A 16,130-nucleotide genomic window follows, 5' to 3' on the forward strand; every position below is an offset into this window, starting at 1 on the left:
TACTCGTGCGTTTTTGAAATATCCGTCCTATTACCTGAGCGCCCCGGAACCTACCATTGTGTCCACACGAATTATTCAGAGGTTCCCTAAAGCAAGGAAGGAGAAAAAGGATGTTCAGTTATTTTTTGGGGCTGTTGATTGCAGCGGTAGTGCTGCTGGTGATGTATGCCGTGCGTATCATGCGCGAATACGAGCGGGCGGTGGTGTTTTTTCTCGGGCGCTTTCAGGCGGTCAAAGGGCCGGGGCTGATCATCATTATCCCGGTTATCCAAACAATGGAGCGAGTGGATCTGCGGGTAGTGGTGATGGATGTACCCACTCAGGATGTCATCAGCCGCGACAATGTCTCGGTCAAGGTCAATGCGGTGGTTTACTACCGGGTGGTCGATCCGGAGAGGGCGATTATTAATGTGGAGAATTTCCACGAAGCGGTGAGCCAATTGTCACAGACCACTCTGCGTTCGGTGCTGGGCAAACACGAGTTGGACGAAATGCTTTCCGAGCGGGACAAGCTTAACGTGGATATTCAGAAGATCCTCGATGAGCAGACCGATATTTGGGGAGTGAAGGTCACTAACGTGGAGATCAAGCACATTGATTTGGACGAGAGTATGATCCGAGCCATCGCCCGACAGGCGGAAGCGGAGCGTATGCGTCGATCCAAAGTGATCCACGCGGAAGGTGAGTATCAGGCCGCGCAGAAACTCACCTTGGCTGCGGAGCAGCTGGCAAAAAGTCCCAATGCAATCACTCTGCGCTACATGCAGACACTGATTGATATTGCCGGAGAGCAGAACTCTACTATCGTCTTCCCCCTACCACTGGATCTGGTGCAACCGCTGGTGAAACTGGCAGAGAAAAATTCCTGACAGCGGCAGCGCTGCTCTGGGATTTAGCACCATCAAATCCGCTGGAGAATCCCTAAGGAGCCTCTGATTAATTCATTTCCTGGTGGCAGAGGCTCTTCGCGGGCGGATGTGAAGCTCAGGTGATAGGACGGATATTTCGAAACCGTCGGATACAGGGATGTATCCGTCGGAGCTACAGGGAAGTACTCGTGCGTTTTCGAAATTTCCGCCCTATTGCCTGAGCGCCCCAAAACCAGCTACAGCACGCACATGAATTCATCAGGGTTCTCTGGGTCAATTCAGGCGATAGTTGTGACTCGCCACGGGGGGAGGCAGGGGGTGTTCTCCAAGGGTTTGCAGGCATTCTCTTTCCAGAGTACGGGTCAGCGCATTCAAGGCAAGGCCGTTGTCGTTAATGGCAAAGGGTTGCTCCAGATCGCAGCTGAGCTCGTCCAGACCAAAAAACGCGTAGGCCACGATTGCTGTAAGCAGTGGTGTCGCCAGACCGCTGTCGGCCACCAATCCGAACGGGAGTAGAAAACAGTAGATATAGCAGACCCTGTGTACCAGCAACATGTAAGCAAAGGGTATTGGTGTATTGAAGATGCGTTCACAGCCGGCCTGAACCGCACTTAGCGCCACCAGCCGTTGCTCGAAATTGCGCGCAGTGACCGAGTCTATGGCACCTTTGCTGACTTCTAGCGCAATTTGCTCGCCAATTAGCTGGAGAATTCGATCAGGGCGATTAACCGCTTGATCGACTGTTGCGCAGTCAGCCGCGGATAGCCATCGACGGACTTTCGGCATAGGGTCCTGATTGCGCAATTGATCGCGCAGGCAATCGGTAAACGCCATCAGACACTGGACTATGTGGCGATGGAGTGCGGATTGCCCCCCTCCATAACTGAGACCGAGGCGAAGTAAGCTGCGACCTTCGAAAAGTAACTGCCCCCAGAGCCTACGCCCTTCCCACCAGCGGTCGTAGCAGGCGTTGTTGCGAAACCCCAGGTACAGAGACAAAGCGATACCAATAAATCCGAACGAAGCCGTGTTTAGTTGCGGAAACAGGGAAGGAAATTTTAGATGCACCCAGACCACTACCGACGACAGTAACGCTACCAGCAGAATTTGCGGTATCACACGGGGAATGATCGAGCCGTGGTAGACAAAGAAAAGTGCCAGGAAACCCGGCTTGCCGCGCACAATCACAGATGACCTCGAGCAGTGAATTACGTGGAGAGAAGGGGGGCTCTAAATCCTGTAGCCCTCTACAGAAACGGCCCGGCATTATCGGCCGTCGATGGTGTAGGGTATTTATGATTAATTCGTGCGAGCGCGGTAGCTAACTCTGGGCGTCCAGAAATTAACTACAGCGCTCACATGAATTAATCAGAGGTTCCTTAGAAAAGTTTTTCCAACAGGGTTTGCGTCGAGCTGTCCCAGTCTTCCGGTGCTGTTTTGCCGATCGCTTCGTGGATACGTGCCCCGAGCAGTTTGCCCAGTTCGACACCCCACTGATCGAAGGGATTGATGCCCAGCAGACAGCCGTGCGTGAATACTTTGTGCTCGTAGAGCGCCAGCAGTGCGCCCAGGTGGTGTGGGTCCAGGCGCTCGATAATCAGGGTGTTGCTCGGGCGATTACCCGGTACCACTTTATGCGGCGCCAAGGCCTGGGCCTCGCGATGGGTGTGGCCCTGTTCTTCCAGTTCCTGTCGGGCTTCGTGCAGGCTTTTGCCGCGCAGCAGTGCCTGGCTCTGGCTGATACAGCAGGACAGTAGCCATTGGTGTTGTTCGCGCAGCTCCGAAGTGGGTTCCTTGACTGCGATAAAGTCCGCCGGAATCAGATCGGTGCCCTGGTGCAGCAGCTGGTGGAAAGAGTGCTGGCCGTTGCTGCCTTCAGTGCCCCAGATAACACTGCCACTCGGGTAGGACAGAAACTGTCCCTCTCGGGTGACTCCCTTGCCCAGGCTCTCCATATCCAACTGCTGCATCCAGGCGGGAAATTGTGCCAGTCGGCGGGCGTAGGGGAGTATCACCTGACTGCCGGCACCCCAGCACTGGCGATACCAGAAGTGGATCAGTGCGAGTAGTACCGGCAGGTTTTCGCCCGGGGGCGCACTGGCAAAATGCGTATCCATTGCGTGGGCGCCGGTCAACAGCGCCTCAAAAGTTTCGTAGCCGCAGGCCAGTGCGATCGGGAGTCCAATAGCGGACCACAGGGAGTAGCGGCCGCCCACCCAATCCCACATGGGGAAGATATTTTCCGCGGCTATGCCGAAGTCCTGGGCGGCGACAATATTGCTGCTCACCGCGACAAAATGCTTTGCCAGGTCGCTCTCGGGGCAGCCGGCATCTAGTATCCACCGGCGTGCGGACAGGGCATTTTGGCGGGTTTCCAGGGTGGAGAAGGACTTGGAGGCAACGATAAACAGAGTGTTTTCCGCTGGCAGTTTGGCAATGGTGTCACTCAGATCGGCGCCGTCGATATTGGCCACGAAGTGTACGGAGATATCGTCTTTCTGCCAGGGGCGCAGGGCTTCAACTACCATGCGCGGCCCCAGATCGGAGCCGCCAATGCCGATATTGACAATGTGCTCAATGCGCTTGCCCGTGAAGCCGCGCCAGTTGCCACTGTGAATCTGTTCAGTGAATTTCCGCATCTGCTCGCGGCAATCCGCCACTGCTTGTTCGTGCTCTGTCTGGGGCTCTCCTTGAAAGCGCAGGGCACTGTGTAGGGCGGGCCGGTGTTCCGTGTTGTTGATCGCGGCTCCGCTGAGCAGGGCCTGGATTTGTTCCGGTAAATCTATCTGCTCGGCGTAATTCAGCAGTAGCTGGAGGGTGTCGTCGCGCAGGTGGTTTTTGCTGTAGTCCAGATAGATGCCGGCTGCCTCGGCGCTGAAGCGTTGGGCCCGCTGGTTGTCGCTGGCGAACAGGTCCCGCAGAGACCATTTGTGCTGTTGCTGGTGGGATTTGAGGTGCGCAATGGCAGTGGTGTGACTAGAGGTTAGGGCTTCGCTTGTCATGGTGTTTTTGAGGTTACTACATCTAGGAGGCGGTTGTCCGTCACGGACGAAGGGGCCAATCCTAACGGGATTTTATGCGGTGGGCCAGATGTGATGCGGGGCTGTTGAGGAGGGTTTAGAGTGCAAATATCGCTTCTAAAAGTGGTGATTTGTGTGGTGATTCATACGAAATGAGGCTTGCGATCCTTTTAGGCAAGCCTCATTTAGTATGAATCACCACACTGGTCCTGCTCGAAAATAGTCTTATTTGACCACTTTCATGCAGCGCACGGTGTCGGAAGCCATCCAACAATCCGCGTCCGCGGGGCAGGCCATGGACATTGGAATTTGCTCAGAGCCCGGAGGGCAGGCTGCCGGTGGCACAGGCGCCGCACAGCAGCCCGCCAGAATCAGTGCACTGATAATTCCCATTAAGTACTTGGCTGGAGTGAAATTCATCCCCTAACTCCTTTCCGTTGATGATTAGCTATTAGCATAGCCAACAAAACGTCACCTGTTTGGTCTGCTTTGTAAAAGTCTTTTCTACAAAGGTACCGCCCAATGGAGTGTAATAGGCGCACGGTTTAAATAGCTGCCAGTGGTGAAGTCTGGATAAATCTTGTGCCAGTTTGTCGCACGGCATTACCTAGATTTAGCGACTCTTCTGCCAATTCAATCGCAGGGCTATTGCGGGGCAGCAGATTTTTTTCGCGGCAAAATAAAAATATCCGGCCGCGGTTGAAGGGACTGCGCCGATTGCCCAGGGTGGCCTCTGATTAATTCGTCTTGAAGCCTATGGAGCCTCCGATTAATTCGCTTCCCGGTGGTAAAGATACTTCGAGGCCAGATGAGAAGCTCAGATGATAGGCTGAGCGGCTCGGAACTAATTGCAGCACTTCCATGAATTAATCAGAGGTTCCTTATCGGGAACTCTAAAGCTGGGTGGAAAGCTCCAGAAAGCGGGTGGGCCAGTCTAAATATAAGGTGCGGGGGCTTTCTTCATCGCTATGCCATTTGCGACAAGGTTACACGTGTAACTTTTCTTGTGCTTGGTGGGCTTATCGAGTTTGCACGATAGTACTTTTGTTTGCTGGCCCTTTAGGGATGGAATAAAATGCTCGATTTAGTCGAATTTACTCCAATATAAGGCTGGCGATTTATGGCTTTTGAATACGGGGCTCAGAAACTCAACATCCGCAATCCCTTCCGCTTTGAGGGGATGATTCGATCTGCGCGGGGGCTTGTGCTAGTTGGCGTTGGTGTCTACCTGCTGTTGGGCATTCAGTCTGTGCTTTCTGAAAATAAGTTGCATGCTTGGGTGAACCTGGTGATCGGTGCACTCTTTGTCGCAGGTGGCTTGAAGGCGCTGGGTGGTGGTTTGTTTCAAGTCATGCGTTTCTTCGTTGGCCGGGCGGCGCCAGCTTCACTGGCCCGCAATGTGGCCCGGGAAGCGGTCAATGAAAATGAACCGACACTCTATTCTGCTCGCTCTCTGCACAATATGTTGATGAGCAAAAGCAATCCCACTTTCGTAGAACCTGTGGGCTGGTTCGGTCGGGCCGTTCATTCTATTTTCCCAAACCTGATTGTTACTCCCTGGCCGATGCGCAACATGGCTCAGAATCTGGCCCTGAAAGTCGCCAAGAGCCTGGTGGCCTTGGTCGCCTTCGCGGTAGCCAGCTTAGTACTCACCATGGTCTTCAGCAGTCAGGAAGCGGGAGAGACAGGTAGTGTCGTAGTTTCCCTGATGCTGCAGTTTGTGTTGTTGGTGTATCTCGGTTTGGTGTGGGCAAGGCTCGGCAATCCGCTGGCGCCAGAGAATCTGGGGAAGCTGCACGGCACCAATAGAAAAGGGCTGACGATGATGGTTATCGGTGCCATCGTGGTGCCTATCTTGCTGGCTCAGCTTTGGAACGGCGTATCTTGGGGGGTTAAGGCTGAACTCGCGCAATTCTTGCCACAGCTGGAGGCGATGTTTCATACCGGTTCACTGCTGGTGTTGACAGTGATAGGGGCTCTCGCCGTCGCAGTTATTACCGTTTTATTGATCCGGGCCCGGATTGGAATGGTTGCCATCGATACCGCCAGCTCGGAGCGCAATGCGAGCTGGCGCTACGATCTGCATCCGCGCCAGATTTTCACGACCCTGAGAGACTTGGTGCTGATGGACAAGCGCCAGCAGGAGCTTCCAAATCGCATTTATCAGGACAGCAACGACACCGGCCAGGCAAACCGGGAGAACGAGCAGTTCAATGGAGACCTGTTGGTGGAAATCCAGCCGGTGGCGGAAGAATTGAAAGAGCCGGGTTCTCTGCGCTGGGCCCGGATTACTGGCACTGTGCTGGCGCAGGTGTTTCTGTTGATCGGGGCGTTGATCTTCTTGTGGGTAGCGAACCGGGGGCTGGACCACGCCGCGCTTCTGGGGATGGAAAACAGCCCTCTTACGAATCCGCAAGCGCACATTGAGCTGTTTTTGATCCCAGTGGGCGGCACTGTGGCTCTGCTGCTTGCCAGTTTGCTGTTGTTGGGTTTCGGCCGCACTCTGGCCCGCATCTGTCACTTGTTCTGGGCGGAGGTATTCTTTAAGTCCAACCTGATCGACTTCCATTGTGAAGGAACCGTGATGCACACCACGCATTTCCGGGGTGCAGACCGACACAGTGCTTCCAGTGAGCAGGATGTATTCAGTTTCGATGCCACCTATTTTGCGCTGGCCGCTGAGGCCGTGAGCTCGACCTTTGCGGTGTCGGGTCAAAATAATCTGGAACAGCCCCGTTACTTGCTGTCCCTCAATGCCTGTGATGGTTTTATTAATAGCGTGATAGGCGATCTGGAAAATGCCTTCCGCCAGCGCCACGAGGAGATTCAGAGTGACAAGCAGATAGATCAGGAGCAGCGGCTGGATTACATCCGCCGGGAGCAGGAAGCGCGCCGCGCCGGCGATATGGCGGCGCAGGGGCTGGTCGCGCCCCAGCAGCCGACCGCATTGGAGGCCGACCCGGTTCAGGATCCAAAGCGGGAGCAAATCAGCCGCTGGGAGGGCGAGTCCAACGAGTGAGGTAGGGCAGTCTGGCAGTACACACAATGAGGGCCGCGTCGCGGCCTTCATTATTTTAAGGGTCACCTGGAGCAGTGCCGATAGAGGAGCTTCGATTCCTATGTCTCCGGCGGCTCAGGCTTTTCCCCAATCTCTTTTCACCGTTGTGAAGTTGCTGGAGAGAGCGGCATCTGCTTGAAATGGAACCAGCCGTAGGTGATCGCCAACAGCGGGCAGATTAGATTGAACAGGGCGTAGGGCGCATAGGCAAAGGTGGCCACACCCAGTGTCGCGCTCATATAGGCGCCGCAGGTGTTCCAGGGGATCAGCACGGAAGTGATGGTGCCCGAGTCTTCCAACGTGCGCGACAGGTTCAGTCCGTGCAGCCCGTTGTCGGCGAAAGCATCGCGGAACATGCGCCCGGGAATAATGATGGCCATGTATTGGTCTCCCGCAGCGGCGTTCATGCCGAAGCAGGTAAATACTGTCGCAGTCACCAGACCGCCGACGGTTTTTACCCGTGACAGAGTCCAGTCGACGATCACCTGCAGGAAGCCGGCGCGCTCCATGGCGCCGCCAAAGGCCATGGCGGAGATGATCAGCCATACCGTGTTGAGCATGCTGCTCATCCCCCCCTTGGAGAGCAGTTCAGCGACGTTTTCGTTGCTTGAGGTGGATTTGTAACCGTCGAAAAGGCTGTACCAGGCGCCCTTGATGGCTGCGAGGAAGCTGTCCCCACCGCCTAGGCGGCGCGCGGTTTCCGGCTCAAAGATCAGTCCGATGGCGCAGCCCACCAGGGAGCCGATGATCAGTGTCGGGTAGGCGGGAATCTTGCGCCAGGCCATTATCAGCAGCAGCGCCAGCGGAATTAGGCTGACAAGGGATATATTGAACTCCTCCCGCAGCGCCGCCAGCAGCTGTTCAATGTCGGTCGCTGATACGCTGCCGGTATCGGCGGTGAAGCCGAAAACGGAGAAGATAATCAGGGCGGCGAGAAATGCCGGCATGGTGGTCCACAGCATGTGGCGGATGTGCAGGAACAGGTCGTTGGAAGTGACCGCCGCGGCCACATTGGTAGTGTCGGACAGGGGCGACATCTTGTCGCCGAAGTAGGCGCCGGAGATCACTGCACCTGCGGTAATGGCCGGGTTCAGGCCGAGGGCGCCGGAGATACCCATGAGCGCCACGCCGAGGGTGCCGGCGGTGGTCCAGCTGGAACCGATGCTGAGGCCGACGATGGCGCAGATAAGGCAGCTGGCGGCGTAAAACCACTGCGGCGAGAGAATCTGCACTCCGAAGTAGATCATCGAAGGCACAGTGCCCGCCAGGATCCAACTGCCGATCAGCGCGCCCACGGCGAGCAGTATCAGGATGGCGCCGAACACCAGTCCGATGCCGTGCAACATGCCCCCTTCCATATCACTCCAGCTGTGGCCGTTTTTCATGCCCATCAGTGCCACCACGCCGGCACTGAGCAACAGGGCGATCTGATTGGGGCCGTAGGAGGAGTCGGCACCGTAGAAGTACACCGACAGAGAAAGTAGGGCGATCAGCAGGCCCAGGGGAACCAGGGCATCAGTGAGGCTGGCTTTGCGAATGTCGGGGTTGGAACTGGTCTGACTCAAGGTGAACTCCAGGTCTACAGCTGTTCATTATCGTTCTTGTTGCCGTCGGCGACGGGGGAAAGCGGTCTATTCTCCCGGCTGATGTGCCGCGTGTCTACACCGGCTGGTCGAGCGCGGCGCTGGCAGTTCGCCCGCGCTTCCGGTATGTTCTGCGCCGGCCGAGCCCGACCGGGCAAGAGGTCGTGTCCACAATAAGCAAGAATGAGTCCGGGCCCCGCGCTGCGGTCCGGCGGGTAGTGATTTCATGAGAGCAAGCGAGTTGGATCCCGCTCAATTCGAAGATATTCGTCCTTACCGGGACGATGAGGTGCGCCAGGTGCTGGACCGGCTGATCGCCGACCCGGAGATGTCCCACGCAGTAGCCCACCTGCTGCTGCCCAAACTGGCCAGGCTGGAAGGTCCCGTGGCCTGGCTGGTGCGCCAGTTTTTGCGTTTCGAGTTCCGCAAGGCACGGGATGTGCGCGGCGTGCAGGAAGTGGTGGAAAAATACATGGATTTGGTGGTGCGCCGCACCACCTCCGAATTCACTATTTCCGGCCTGCATAATCTGCCGCGCGACCGCGCCTGTCTGTTTGTGAGCAACCACCGGGACATCGCCATGGATCCGGCGCTATCCATTGTCGCCATGTTCAAGGAGGGGCATGAAACGGCGCGTATCGCCATTGGCGACAACCTGCTCACCAAGCAGTTTGCCACCGACATCATGAAGCTGAACAAGTGCTTCACCGTCAAGCGCAAGGCAGGCACACGCCGTGAGAAGCTGCAGGCCGCCACCCAGCTGTCCAATTACATTTACCACTCCATCGTCAATGACAACGAGCACGTGTGGATCGCACAGCGCTCCGGGCGTGCCAAGGACGGTCTGGACCGCACCAATCCGGCTCTGGCGGCCATGTTTGCCATGTCCAAGGACAAGCAGACCTCCTTTGCGGACTTCTGGCGCCAGCTGCATATCGTGCCTCTGACCATTTCCTATGAGTGGGACCCCTGTGACGCGCAGAAAGCGAGGGAGCTTTATTTCACTGAGCGCAAGGAAGAATACCGCAAGGGCAAGCACGAGGACCTGGGCTCCATCGCCAAGGGCGTGGTGGGGCAGAAGGGGCATGTGCACGCCGCATTCGGCACACCGATTGAAGATGATTTTCACGATGTCACCGCGCTGGCGGAGGAGATAGACCGGCAGATTATCGGCAACTACGTGTTGCACCCGACCAATCTCATCGCTTATCAGATGGTTTACGGTGAAGCGCCGGACTTGCCGGTGGGCTATCCGGCCACCCCCTGGAATCCCCGCGAGCACGAAGAGACGCGGCGCAAGTTTGAAGAGCGCATGGAAAACATCGACGAGCGCTGGCGCGACAAGGCGATCCAGGGCTATGCGAATCCAGTGGTTTCCCGCCTCGCATACGAATAGTGTGGAGAATAGGCGCCAACGGGAGAGTAGCCGGCGCGTTTTCGGTTACAATCCCGCGCCTATTACTTCGCACTCAGTCAGATTTCCCCTTTGCTAAGCGACCAACACAAAAAAGCCATTCAATCCGCCTACAGTCAGTTTCTCGCCGGCCGCGGCCTCAGGGCCCGCTACGGGCAGAAGCTGATGGTGGCGGCGATCGCGCGTACCCTGGGCGCAATCCGCCAGAATGCGAGCGGCGAGCGGGACAGTGGCCAGAGCGACGGCGATCATATCTGTGTGGTCGAAGCGGGCACTGGCACCGGCAAGACGGTGGCGTATTTGCTGGCTTCCATTCCCCTGGCCCAGGCGCGGGGTAAAACTCTGGTGGTATCCACCGCAACGGTGGCGCTCCAGGAGCAGATCATCAACAAAGATTTGCCCGAGGTGGCGCGCCACAGCGGCCTGGAGTTCGATTTCATTCTGGCCAAGGGGCGCGGGCGGTACTTGTGTCTGTCTAAACTGGACCAACTGCTTTCCGGTTTCAGTGCCAGTGGCACAGGTGTGACTCTCAGCCTCTACGGTGACGAGCAGCCGCTGTTGGGAGAAGACACTGTGCTTCTCTACCGGGAAATGGCCGACAAACTCGCCACTGGTACCTGGGACGGCGACCGCGATAACTGGCCCGAGACCCTGGATGCGGAAGATTGGAGCCGCATCACCACCGATCATCGCCAATGCAGCGGCCGCCGCTGCCCCCACGTGGGCAATTGCAGTTTCTTCCGCGCCCGCGACAGCCTTGGCAAGGCGCAGGTGATCGTGGCTAACCACGACCTGTTGCTGGCGGATCTGGCTTTGGGCGGCGGCGCCATACTGCCGCCTCCGGAAGAGACGATTTATGTGCTTGACGAGGCCCACCACCTGCCGGACAAGGCGTTAAACCACTTCTCCCACCACAGTCGCGTCGGCGCCTCCAGTGGCTGGCTGGAACAGGCCAACAAAAGCCTGGGACAGATGCTCGGTGAGATAGGTGATGGCGGTGATATAGACCGCTGTGGTGAGCAGCTGCCGGCGGTGCTTACGTCCGCCAAGCAGGGGCTGGAGCAGATGTGGCCGCTGATCGAGGAGTTGTGCGAGTTTGAAGCCGATGGCGGCAGCAGTTATTCCGGCGCCAGTGCCCGGCACCGTTTCGAGGGTGGTGTGGTGCCGGAACCCATGATGCAGCTGGCGGAAAAGCTGCGTGAAGATTTCGATGAACTGGAATCCCTGTTGGGCAAAATGTTGCAGGCGGCGCAAAAACTGCTGGAGGATCCGCACTCGCCAGTGCCCGCGGTTGACCTGGAGCGCTGGTATCCGCAGCTGGGCAGTTGGTACGGGCGGGCGGAGGCCAACCTGCAATTGTGGGCCAACTACGCGAGGCCGGACGCGGATGGCGCACTGCCCCAGGCGCGCTGGGTGACCCTGGTGGATTGGGGCGGGTCGCACGATTTTGAAGTGTGTAGCTCCCCCATACTGGCCGCGCGCACACTGGAGTACAGTTTGTGGCGGCGCTGCTATGGCGCCGTGCTGACCTCTGCGACCCTGACAGCGCTCGGTAAGTTCGACCGCCTGAAGTTGCGCGCCGGTACGCCGGACAATGCCAGCTACCAAGTGGTGCCCAGCCCCTTTGATTTTTCCCGCGCGGTGCTGAGGGTGCCCGCTTGCGCGGTGGATGCCGGCGATGCTGACGCGCATACAAACGCGGTGATCGACACCCTGCCGGATCTGCTGCAGGGAGACGGCGGCGCGCTGGTGCTTTTTTCCTCTCGGCGGCAGATGGAGACCGTCTATGAGGCGCTGCCCGGTACCTGGCGCAACCGCATTCTCATGCAGGGGCAGAGATCGCGCCAACAGCTGTTGGAAACACACAGGGACATTGTCGACGGTGGCGGCAGCAGTGTGCTTTTCGGTCTGGCCAGCTTCGCCGAGGGGCTGGATCTGCCCGGGGACTACTGCCGCCACGTGGTGATTGCCAAGTTGCCCTTCGCGGTGCCCGACGACCCCATTGAGGCGGCCCTGGCGGAGTGGATAGAAGCGCGTGGCGGCAATCCGTTTATGCAGATCACCGTGCCGGACGCGGCGCTGAAACTGGTGCAGGCCTGCGGCCGTCTGCTGCGCACAGAGGCCGATAGCGGTACTGTCACATTGCTGGACAGGCGCGTCGTCACCCGCCGTTACGGCCGCGCGATATTGGACTCCCTGCCGCCGTTTACGCGGCGCATAGAGTAATCCAGAGTGCGCGTGGCCGTTTTTCGTTAGTGCGGCTGTCCGCACCTACAATGAACGCACATCGAGTATTGGTTATGGAACGCATTTACAGCGAAGTCGCCGAGCAGCTGTTGCTGATTGAGGCGGAAATGCGCCGTCTGGACCTCTGGGCCGCGCAGCCGCCCTCCGCGGAAGCGCTGGCGAGCACAGAGCCTTTTTGTGTGGATACCCTCACCCTGCCGCAGTGGCTGCAATTCATATTCCTGCCGCGCATGCGGCAGTTGATAGAGCGGGAGCTGCCGCTGCCCCGTCAGTGCGGTATTGCCCCCATGGCTGAAGAGTACTTTCGCGGCGACGCGGGGGGGAAACTGGTCGAGCGACTGGCCGAACTCGACGGCCGGCTGCAGCGGGGCTGAGCGCAATGGAATCAGTTGGCGGTCCGCTCTGTTGAATCGGTCACAGTTTTGTTTCTGTCATGAAGATAAGGTCCCGCCTCCCGTCCACAAGCGGACATCGAGCGGTATCTGGGGCCGTCGCTGTTCAGTGACCGGAGGGATGCGTTAATATCCCGCATTTGCACGCCGCGGGGGCGGGACTCTCCGGGTGACAAAAATACGGACAACCGGAATACCCAGGGGCGGCTGCAAAGCCACAAGGTAGTAACAAGAATGCGGACTTTTTCCCTCTTATGCGTGTTGCTGGCAACCCAGTTGCTGGCCGGTTGCGAGTCGTTGCAGTTTCCGTGGCTGGGTAAGCCGCCGGAGACGGAGCCCGCTGAAGCGGCTGCTGTCCCCGCCGCTGAAGAGGCCCTTCAGTGCCCCGAGCCTGTCGAAGTGGTCTGCGCCGAGCCTGAGGTCAAGGTAGTCGAAAGGGTCATCGAACGGCACTTCGAGAAAGTGGTCGAAGTACCTGTGGCCAAGGACAAGCTGGTACTCGGCACCGTCGAGACGGTTTCCATAGAGCCCGGTGGCCTCTCTTTGGACTCGGTGATTGATACCGGCTCGTCCACCTCCTCCCTGAACGCCAGGGATCTGACCCCTTTCGAGCGCGACGGCAAGGAGTGGGTGCGGTTTAAGCTGATCCCCTCCGACAGCGCTGAAGGCGATGCGCCGGTGACCATAGAGCTGCCGGTCAAGCGCTATATGCGCGTGGCGCGCCCCGGCTTCGAGAGTCAGCGGCGCCCGGTCGTGGAAATGAATCTGACCATCGGCGATGTCACGCACATGGTCGAAGTCAATTTGACCGATAGGGGCAATTCCGATTTCCTTCTGCTGATCGGTCGCAATTTCCTCAAAGATGCAGCGGTGGTGGATGTGAGCAGACGCAATGTCCAAGGGGCGCCGAAAGTTCCGGTCGGCAAGTAGCCTTGAATGAAGAACGCCCGGTGCCGCATTAGTGCGGCACCCGCAACACTATGGGGAATGGCGGATGTCGCCACGCGCTCAGGTTTATATTCTCGCAGTACTTCTCGCCCTAATGGGCATCGGTCTTACTATCTACAAAAATCGCGAACTGGGTTTTCCCCTGTTGCCCGGTGAATACCGCACCGTCTGGACCATCGAGGCGAAGGTGAGCTTCGACGCCGACGGCGGCCCGGTCAAAGCGGCGCTTACCCTCCCGCGGGAACAGCGCAATATGGAGGTGCTGGGGGAGTCCTTCAGTTCCTCCGGCTACGGTTTCAATATCATCCAGCAGGATGATGAATACCGCGCTATCTGGTCCCGCCGCACCGCCGCGGGGCGCCAGTCTCTCTTCTATCAGTTGGACGTCCATCAAACGCCTGGGGCGCCGCTGGAACAGCCGTTGGATCTCTCCACCGAGGTGCAGAAGCCCTTCCTCGGCGCCCGCGAGCAAGAGGCCGTGCGCCTGGCCATCTATTCGCTGGTGGACTTTGCCCGCGAGCGCTCCTCGGATACTGAGACTTTTACCACCCAGTTGCTCACGGCCCTCGGCGACACCGGAAATCAGGATCGCAACCTGATCTTTGGTTATTACAAAGACAAGTCCCTGGTGGACGTGGCCCTGCTGGTACTGGCGGTGGCGGAAATCCCCGCGCACCGCATCCGCGGCCTCTACCTGGAGGATGACCGCCGTCGCCTGGCCCCCGAGGATCTACTGGAAATCTACGATGGCAAACGCTGGGTGGTTTTTGAGCCCGTCAGTGGCTCGCCGGGCGTGCCGAAGAACTTCTTTATCTGGCAGCGCGGTGGAAAGAGCCTGCTGGATGTGGAGGGTGGGCGCAACTCCCAGGTGACCTTCTCCGTCATCGCCAACGACGTACCGGCGCGGGATGTGTCCATGCTTAAAACCAGCAAGGAAAAAGAGGCGCTGGTGGACTTTTCCATTTACACCCTGCCGATTGAACAGCAGAGTATCTTCAAGCTGATACTGCTGGTGCCGGTGGGGGCGTTGGTGGTGGTCGTTCTGCGTGTTTTCGTCGGCCTGCGCACTTCGGGCACTTTTATGCCGGTGTTGCTCGCCATTGCCTTTATCGAAACGCAACTCTTTACCGGGCTGGCAATTTTCGTACTGATTTTGGTGCTTGGCCTCTGGGTGCGCTTTTACCTGAGCCGCCTCAATCTGTTGCTGGTGGCGAGAATCGCCGCCGTGGTGGTTACGGTGGTGATACTGATGGGGGCCATCAGTGTTGTCAGCTATAAGCTGGGAATCGAGCAGGCGCTGACGGTGACTTTCTTCCCAATGGTTATTCTCGCCTGGACTATCGAGCGCATGTCCATCGTCTGGGAGGAGGACGGCCCCTACGAAGTGGTGGTGCAAGCGGGCGGCAGCCTGTTGGTGGCGGTGTTGGCGTGGTGGGTGATGACCAACCGCTATATCGAGCACTGGACGTTCAATTTCCCGGAATTGCTGTTGGTACTGCTGGCGCTAATTCTGGTGATCGGCAACTATACCGGCTATCGGCTCGGCGAGCTGATGCGCTTCCGCCAATTGGTGAGGTGAGTCACCGATGCAGGGTTTTTCCGCAAAGCACCTGATTGCCAAACTGCGCGGCGGCATTGTGTCTCCACTGGCGCTGCGCCGCATGGGGGTGTTGGGTATGAATGCGCGCAATGTGCACTATATCGCCCGCTACAACGACAGAAGCAAATACCCCATCGTCGATGACAAGCTGAACACCAAACGCGCAGCCAAGCGCTGTGGTATTCCATCGCCGGAACTGATCGCCGCCTTTGAGACCCAGCCGAGCCGTGCGCGGGTTATGGAGGTAATCGAGCCACTGTGGCAATTTGTGATCAAGCCAGCGCGTGGCTCCGGTGGTAAAGGCATTCTGGTGATTACTGGCCGCAATGGTGACCAATATGTGAAACCATCCGGCGCAGAGGTGACGGCACTCGACATACTGCGTCATGTCAGCAATATCCACAGCGGTCTTTATAGCCTTGGCGGCAAGCCAGACCGGGTGATGATCGAGGCGTTGGTGGATTTTGATCCGGTGTTCGACAACTACTCCTTCGAAGGTGTACCGGATATCCGTGTGATCGTTTTCCGCGGCTTTCCAGTGATGGCAATGCTGCGCTGCTCCACACACGACTCCGACGGCAAGGCCAATCTGCACCAGGGGGCTGTCGGGGTGGGGATAGATCTCGCCACCGGGCGCAGTTGCCACGCAGTTCAGCGTGGCCTGCGTATCGACAAGCATCCGGACACCTTAATGCCTTTCGATAAGTTGGAGGTGCCCGGCTGGCGGGATCTGGTGCGGCTGGCTGCCAGTTGCTACGAAATGACGGGGTTGGGCTATCTCGGTTGCGACATAGTGTTGGACCGTAACCGCGGACCGCTTCTGTTGGAAGCTAACGCCCGCCCAGGGTTGGCGATACAGGTCGCTAACGGTGTAGGTCTGGGTAAGCGGCTGCGCCACATCGAGGACTTTGATCTGGAACAACTGGAAAAAAATGTGGACGAACGGGTGGATTACGCCATGCGCCAGTTCGCTGCGGGCAGTGGCTGGTAGGGAATTCC

At 58.0% G+C, this 16,130-nt stretch carries 12 protein-coding genes; 8 read left to right on the forward strand and 4 right to left on the reverse strand.

The features are described from left to right. Nucleotides 1–110 precede the first annotated feature (110 nt). A complete protein-coding gene (locus BM155_RS15840) occupies nucleotides 111–869 on the forward strand; it encodes a slipin family protein (protein WP_067154690.1) in 759 nt (252 codons plus the stop codon). 273 nt (nucleotides 870–1,142) lie between these two features. Here the strand turns inward: BM155_RS15840 and BM155_RS15845 are convergent, their stop codons facing one another. From BM155_RS15845 to BM155_RS15855, 3 genes are all read right to left on the reverse strand, one after another. Continuing rightward, nucleotides 1,143–2,057 (reverse strand): bestrophin family protein, encoded by a 915-nt coding sequence (locus BM155_RS15845; RefSeq protein WP_067154687.1) that lies wholly within the window; start codon nucleotides 2,055–2,057, stop codon nucleotides 1,143–1,145. Nucleotides 2,058–2,248: 191 nt separating this feature from the next. Then, nucleotides 2,249–3,871, reverse strand: a complete 1,623-nt coding sequence (gene pgi, locus BM155_RS15850) for a glucose-6-phosphate isomerase (RefSeq protein ID WP_074904227.1) — start codon at nucleotides 3,869–3,871, stop codon at nucleotides 2,249–2,251. Nucleotides 3,872–4,114: 243 nt separating this feature from the next. Beyond that, nucleotides 4,115–4,309, reverse strand: a complete 195-nt coding sequence (locus BM155_RS15855) for a hypothetical protein (protein ID WP_067154681.1) — start codon at nucleotides 4,307–4,309, stop codon at nucleotides 4,115–4,117. Between the two features lie 700 nt (nucleotides 4,310–5,009). Here BM155_RS15855 and BM155_RS15860 point away from each other — a divergent pair. Then, complete coding sequence (locus BM155_RS15860) at nucleotides 5,010–6,908, forward strand: hypothetical protein (RefSeq protein WP_074904230.1); 1,899 nt, start codon at nucleotides 5,010–5,012, stop codon at nucleotides 6,906–6,908. A 137-nt stretch (nucleotides 6,909–7,045) separates the two neighbouring features. Here BM155_RS15860 and nhaC read toward each other — a convergent pair whose 3' ends face one another. Further along, nucleotides 7,046–8,512 carry a Na+/H+ antiporter NhaC gene (gene nhaC / locus BM155_RS15865; protein ID WP_074904233.1) on the reverse strand — a complete coding sequence of 489 codons (1,467 nt, stop codon included), beginning with the start codon at nucleotides 8,510–8,512 and terminating at the stop codon, nucleotides 7,046–7,048. 244 nt (nucleotides 8,513–8,756) lie between these two features. Here nhaC and BM155_RS15870 point away from each other — a divergent pair, with 244 nt between their 5' ends. The 6 genes from BM155_RS15870 (at nucleotide 8,757) to BM155_RS15895 (ending at nucleotide 16,122) form a co-directional block, all read left to right on the forward strand. After that, nucleotides 8,757–9,926: a 1-acyl-sn-glycerol-3-phosphate acyltransferase gene (locus BM155_RS15870; RefSeq protein WP_067154672.1), complete on the forward strand. Its 1,170-nt coding sequence runs from the start codon at nucleotides 8,757–8,759 to the stop codon at nucleotides 9,924–9,926. A 90-nt stretch (nucleotides 9,927–10,016) separates the two neighbouring features. Continuing rightward, nucleotides 10,017–12,170: an ATP-dependent DNA helicase DinG gene (gene dinG / locus BM155_RS15875; RefSeq protein ID WP_074904237.1), complete on the forward strand. Its 2,154-nt coding sequence runs from the start codon at nucleotides 10,017–10,019 to the stop codon at nucleotides 12,168–12,170. A gap of 74 nt (nucleotides 12,171–12,244) precedes the next feature. Beyond that, on the forward strand, nucleotides 12,245–12,565 hold the full coding sequence (locus tag BM155_RS15880; RefSeq protein ID WP_067154666.1) for a YqcC family protein: 321 nt from the start codon (nucleotides 12,245–12,247) through the stop codon (nucleotides 12,563–12,565). 252 nt (nucleotides 12,566–12,817) lie between these two features. Beyond that, the gene (locus BM155_RS15885) at nucleotides 12,818–13,513 is read left to right on the forward strand and encodes an ATP-dependent zinc protease family protein (protein ID WP_082817505.1); all 696 of its coding nucleotides are present in this window, start codon (nucleotides 12,818–12,820) and stop codon (nucleotides 13,511–13,513) included. A 64-nt stretch (nucleotides 13,514–13,577) separates the two neighbouring features. Further along, entirely contained in the window at nucleotides 13,578–15,110 is a 1,533-nt protein-coding gene (locus tag BM155_RS15890; RefSeq protein ID WP_067154660.1) for a UUP1 family membrane protein, read from the forward strand. A 7-nt stretch (nucleotides 15,111–15,117) separates the two neighbouring features. Then, nucleotides 15,118–16,122, forward strand: a complete 1,005-nt coding sequence (locus tag BM155_RS15895; protein ID WP_067154658.1) for an alpha-L-glutamate ligase-like protein — start codon at nucleotides 15,118–15,120, stop codon at nucleotides 16,120–16,122. The last annotated feature ends 8 nt before the right edge of the window (nucleotides 16,123–16,130 follow it).

The organism is Microbulbifer thermotolerans, from assembly GCF_900112305.1.
Taxonomy (GTDB): domain Bacteria; phylum Pseudomonadota; class Gammaproteobacteria; order Pseudomonadales; family Cellvibrionaceae; genus Microbulbifer; species Microbulbifer thermotolerans.

Excerpts from the sequence above, each read along its gene's own strand:
- BM155_RS15840 (WP_067154690.1), top strand. The coding sequence starts at position 111 with ATGTTCAGTTATTTTTTGGGGCTGTTGATTGCAGCGGTAGTGCTGCTG.
- BM155_RS15860 (WP_074904230.1), top strand. The coding sequence starts at position 5,010 with ATGGCTTTTGAATACGGGGCTCAGAAACTCAACATCCGCAATCCCTTC.
- BM155_RS15890 (WP_067154660.1), top strand. The coding sequence starts at position 13,578 with ATGTCGCCACGCGCTCAGGTTTATATTCTCGCAGTACTTCTCGCCCTA.
- BM155_RS15870 (WP_067154672.1), top strand. The coding sequence starts at position 8,757 with ATGAGAGCAAGCGAGTTGGATCCCGCTCAATTCGAAGATATTCGTCCT.
- BM155_RS15885 (WP_082817505.1), top strand. The coding sequence starts at position 12,818 with ATGCGGACTTTTTCCCTCTTATGCGTGTTGCTGGCAACCCAGTTGCTG.
- pgi (WP_074904227.1), bottom strand. The coding sequence starts at position 3,871 with ATGACAAGCGAAGCCCTAACCTCTAGTCACACCACTGCCATTGCGCAC.
- BM155_RS15880 (WP_067154666.1), top strand. The coding sequence starts at position 12,245 with ATGGAACGCATTTACAGCGAAGTCGCCGAGCAGCTGTTGCTGATTGAG.
- BM155_RS15855 (WP_067154681.1), bottom strand. The coding sequence starts at position 4,309 with ATGAATTTCACTCCAGCCAAGTACTTAATGGGAATTATCAGTGCACTG.
- BM155_RS15895 (WP_067154658.1), top strand. The coding sequence starts at position 15,118 with ATGCAGGGTTTTTCCGCAAAGCACCTGATTGCCAAACTGCGCGGCGGC.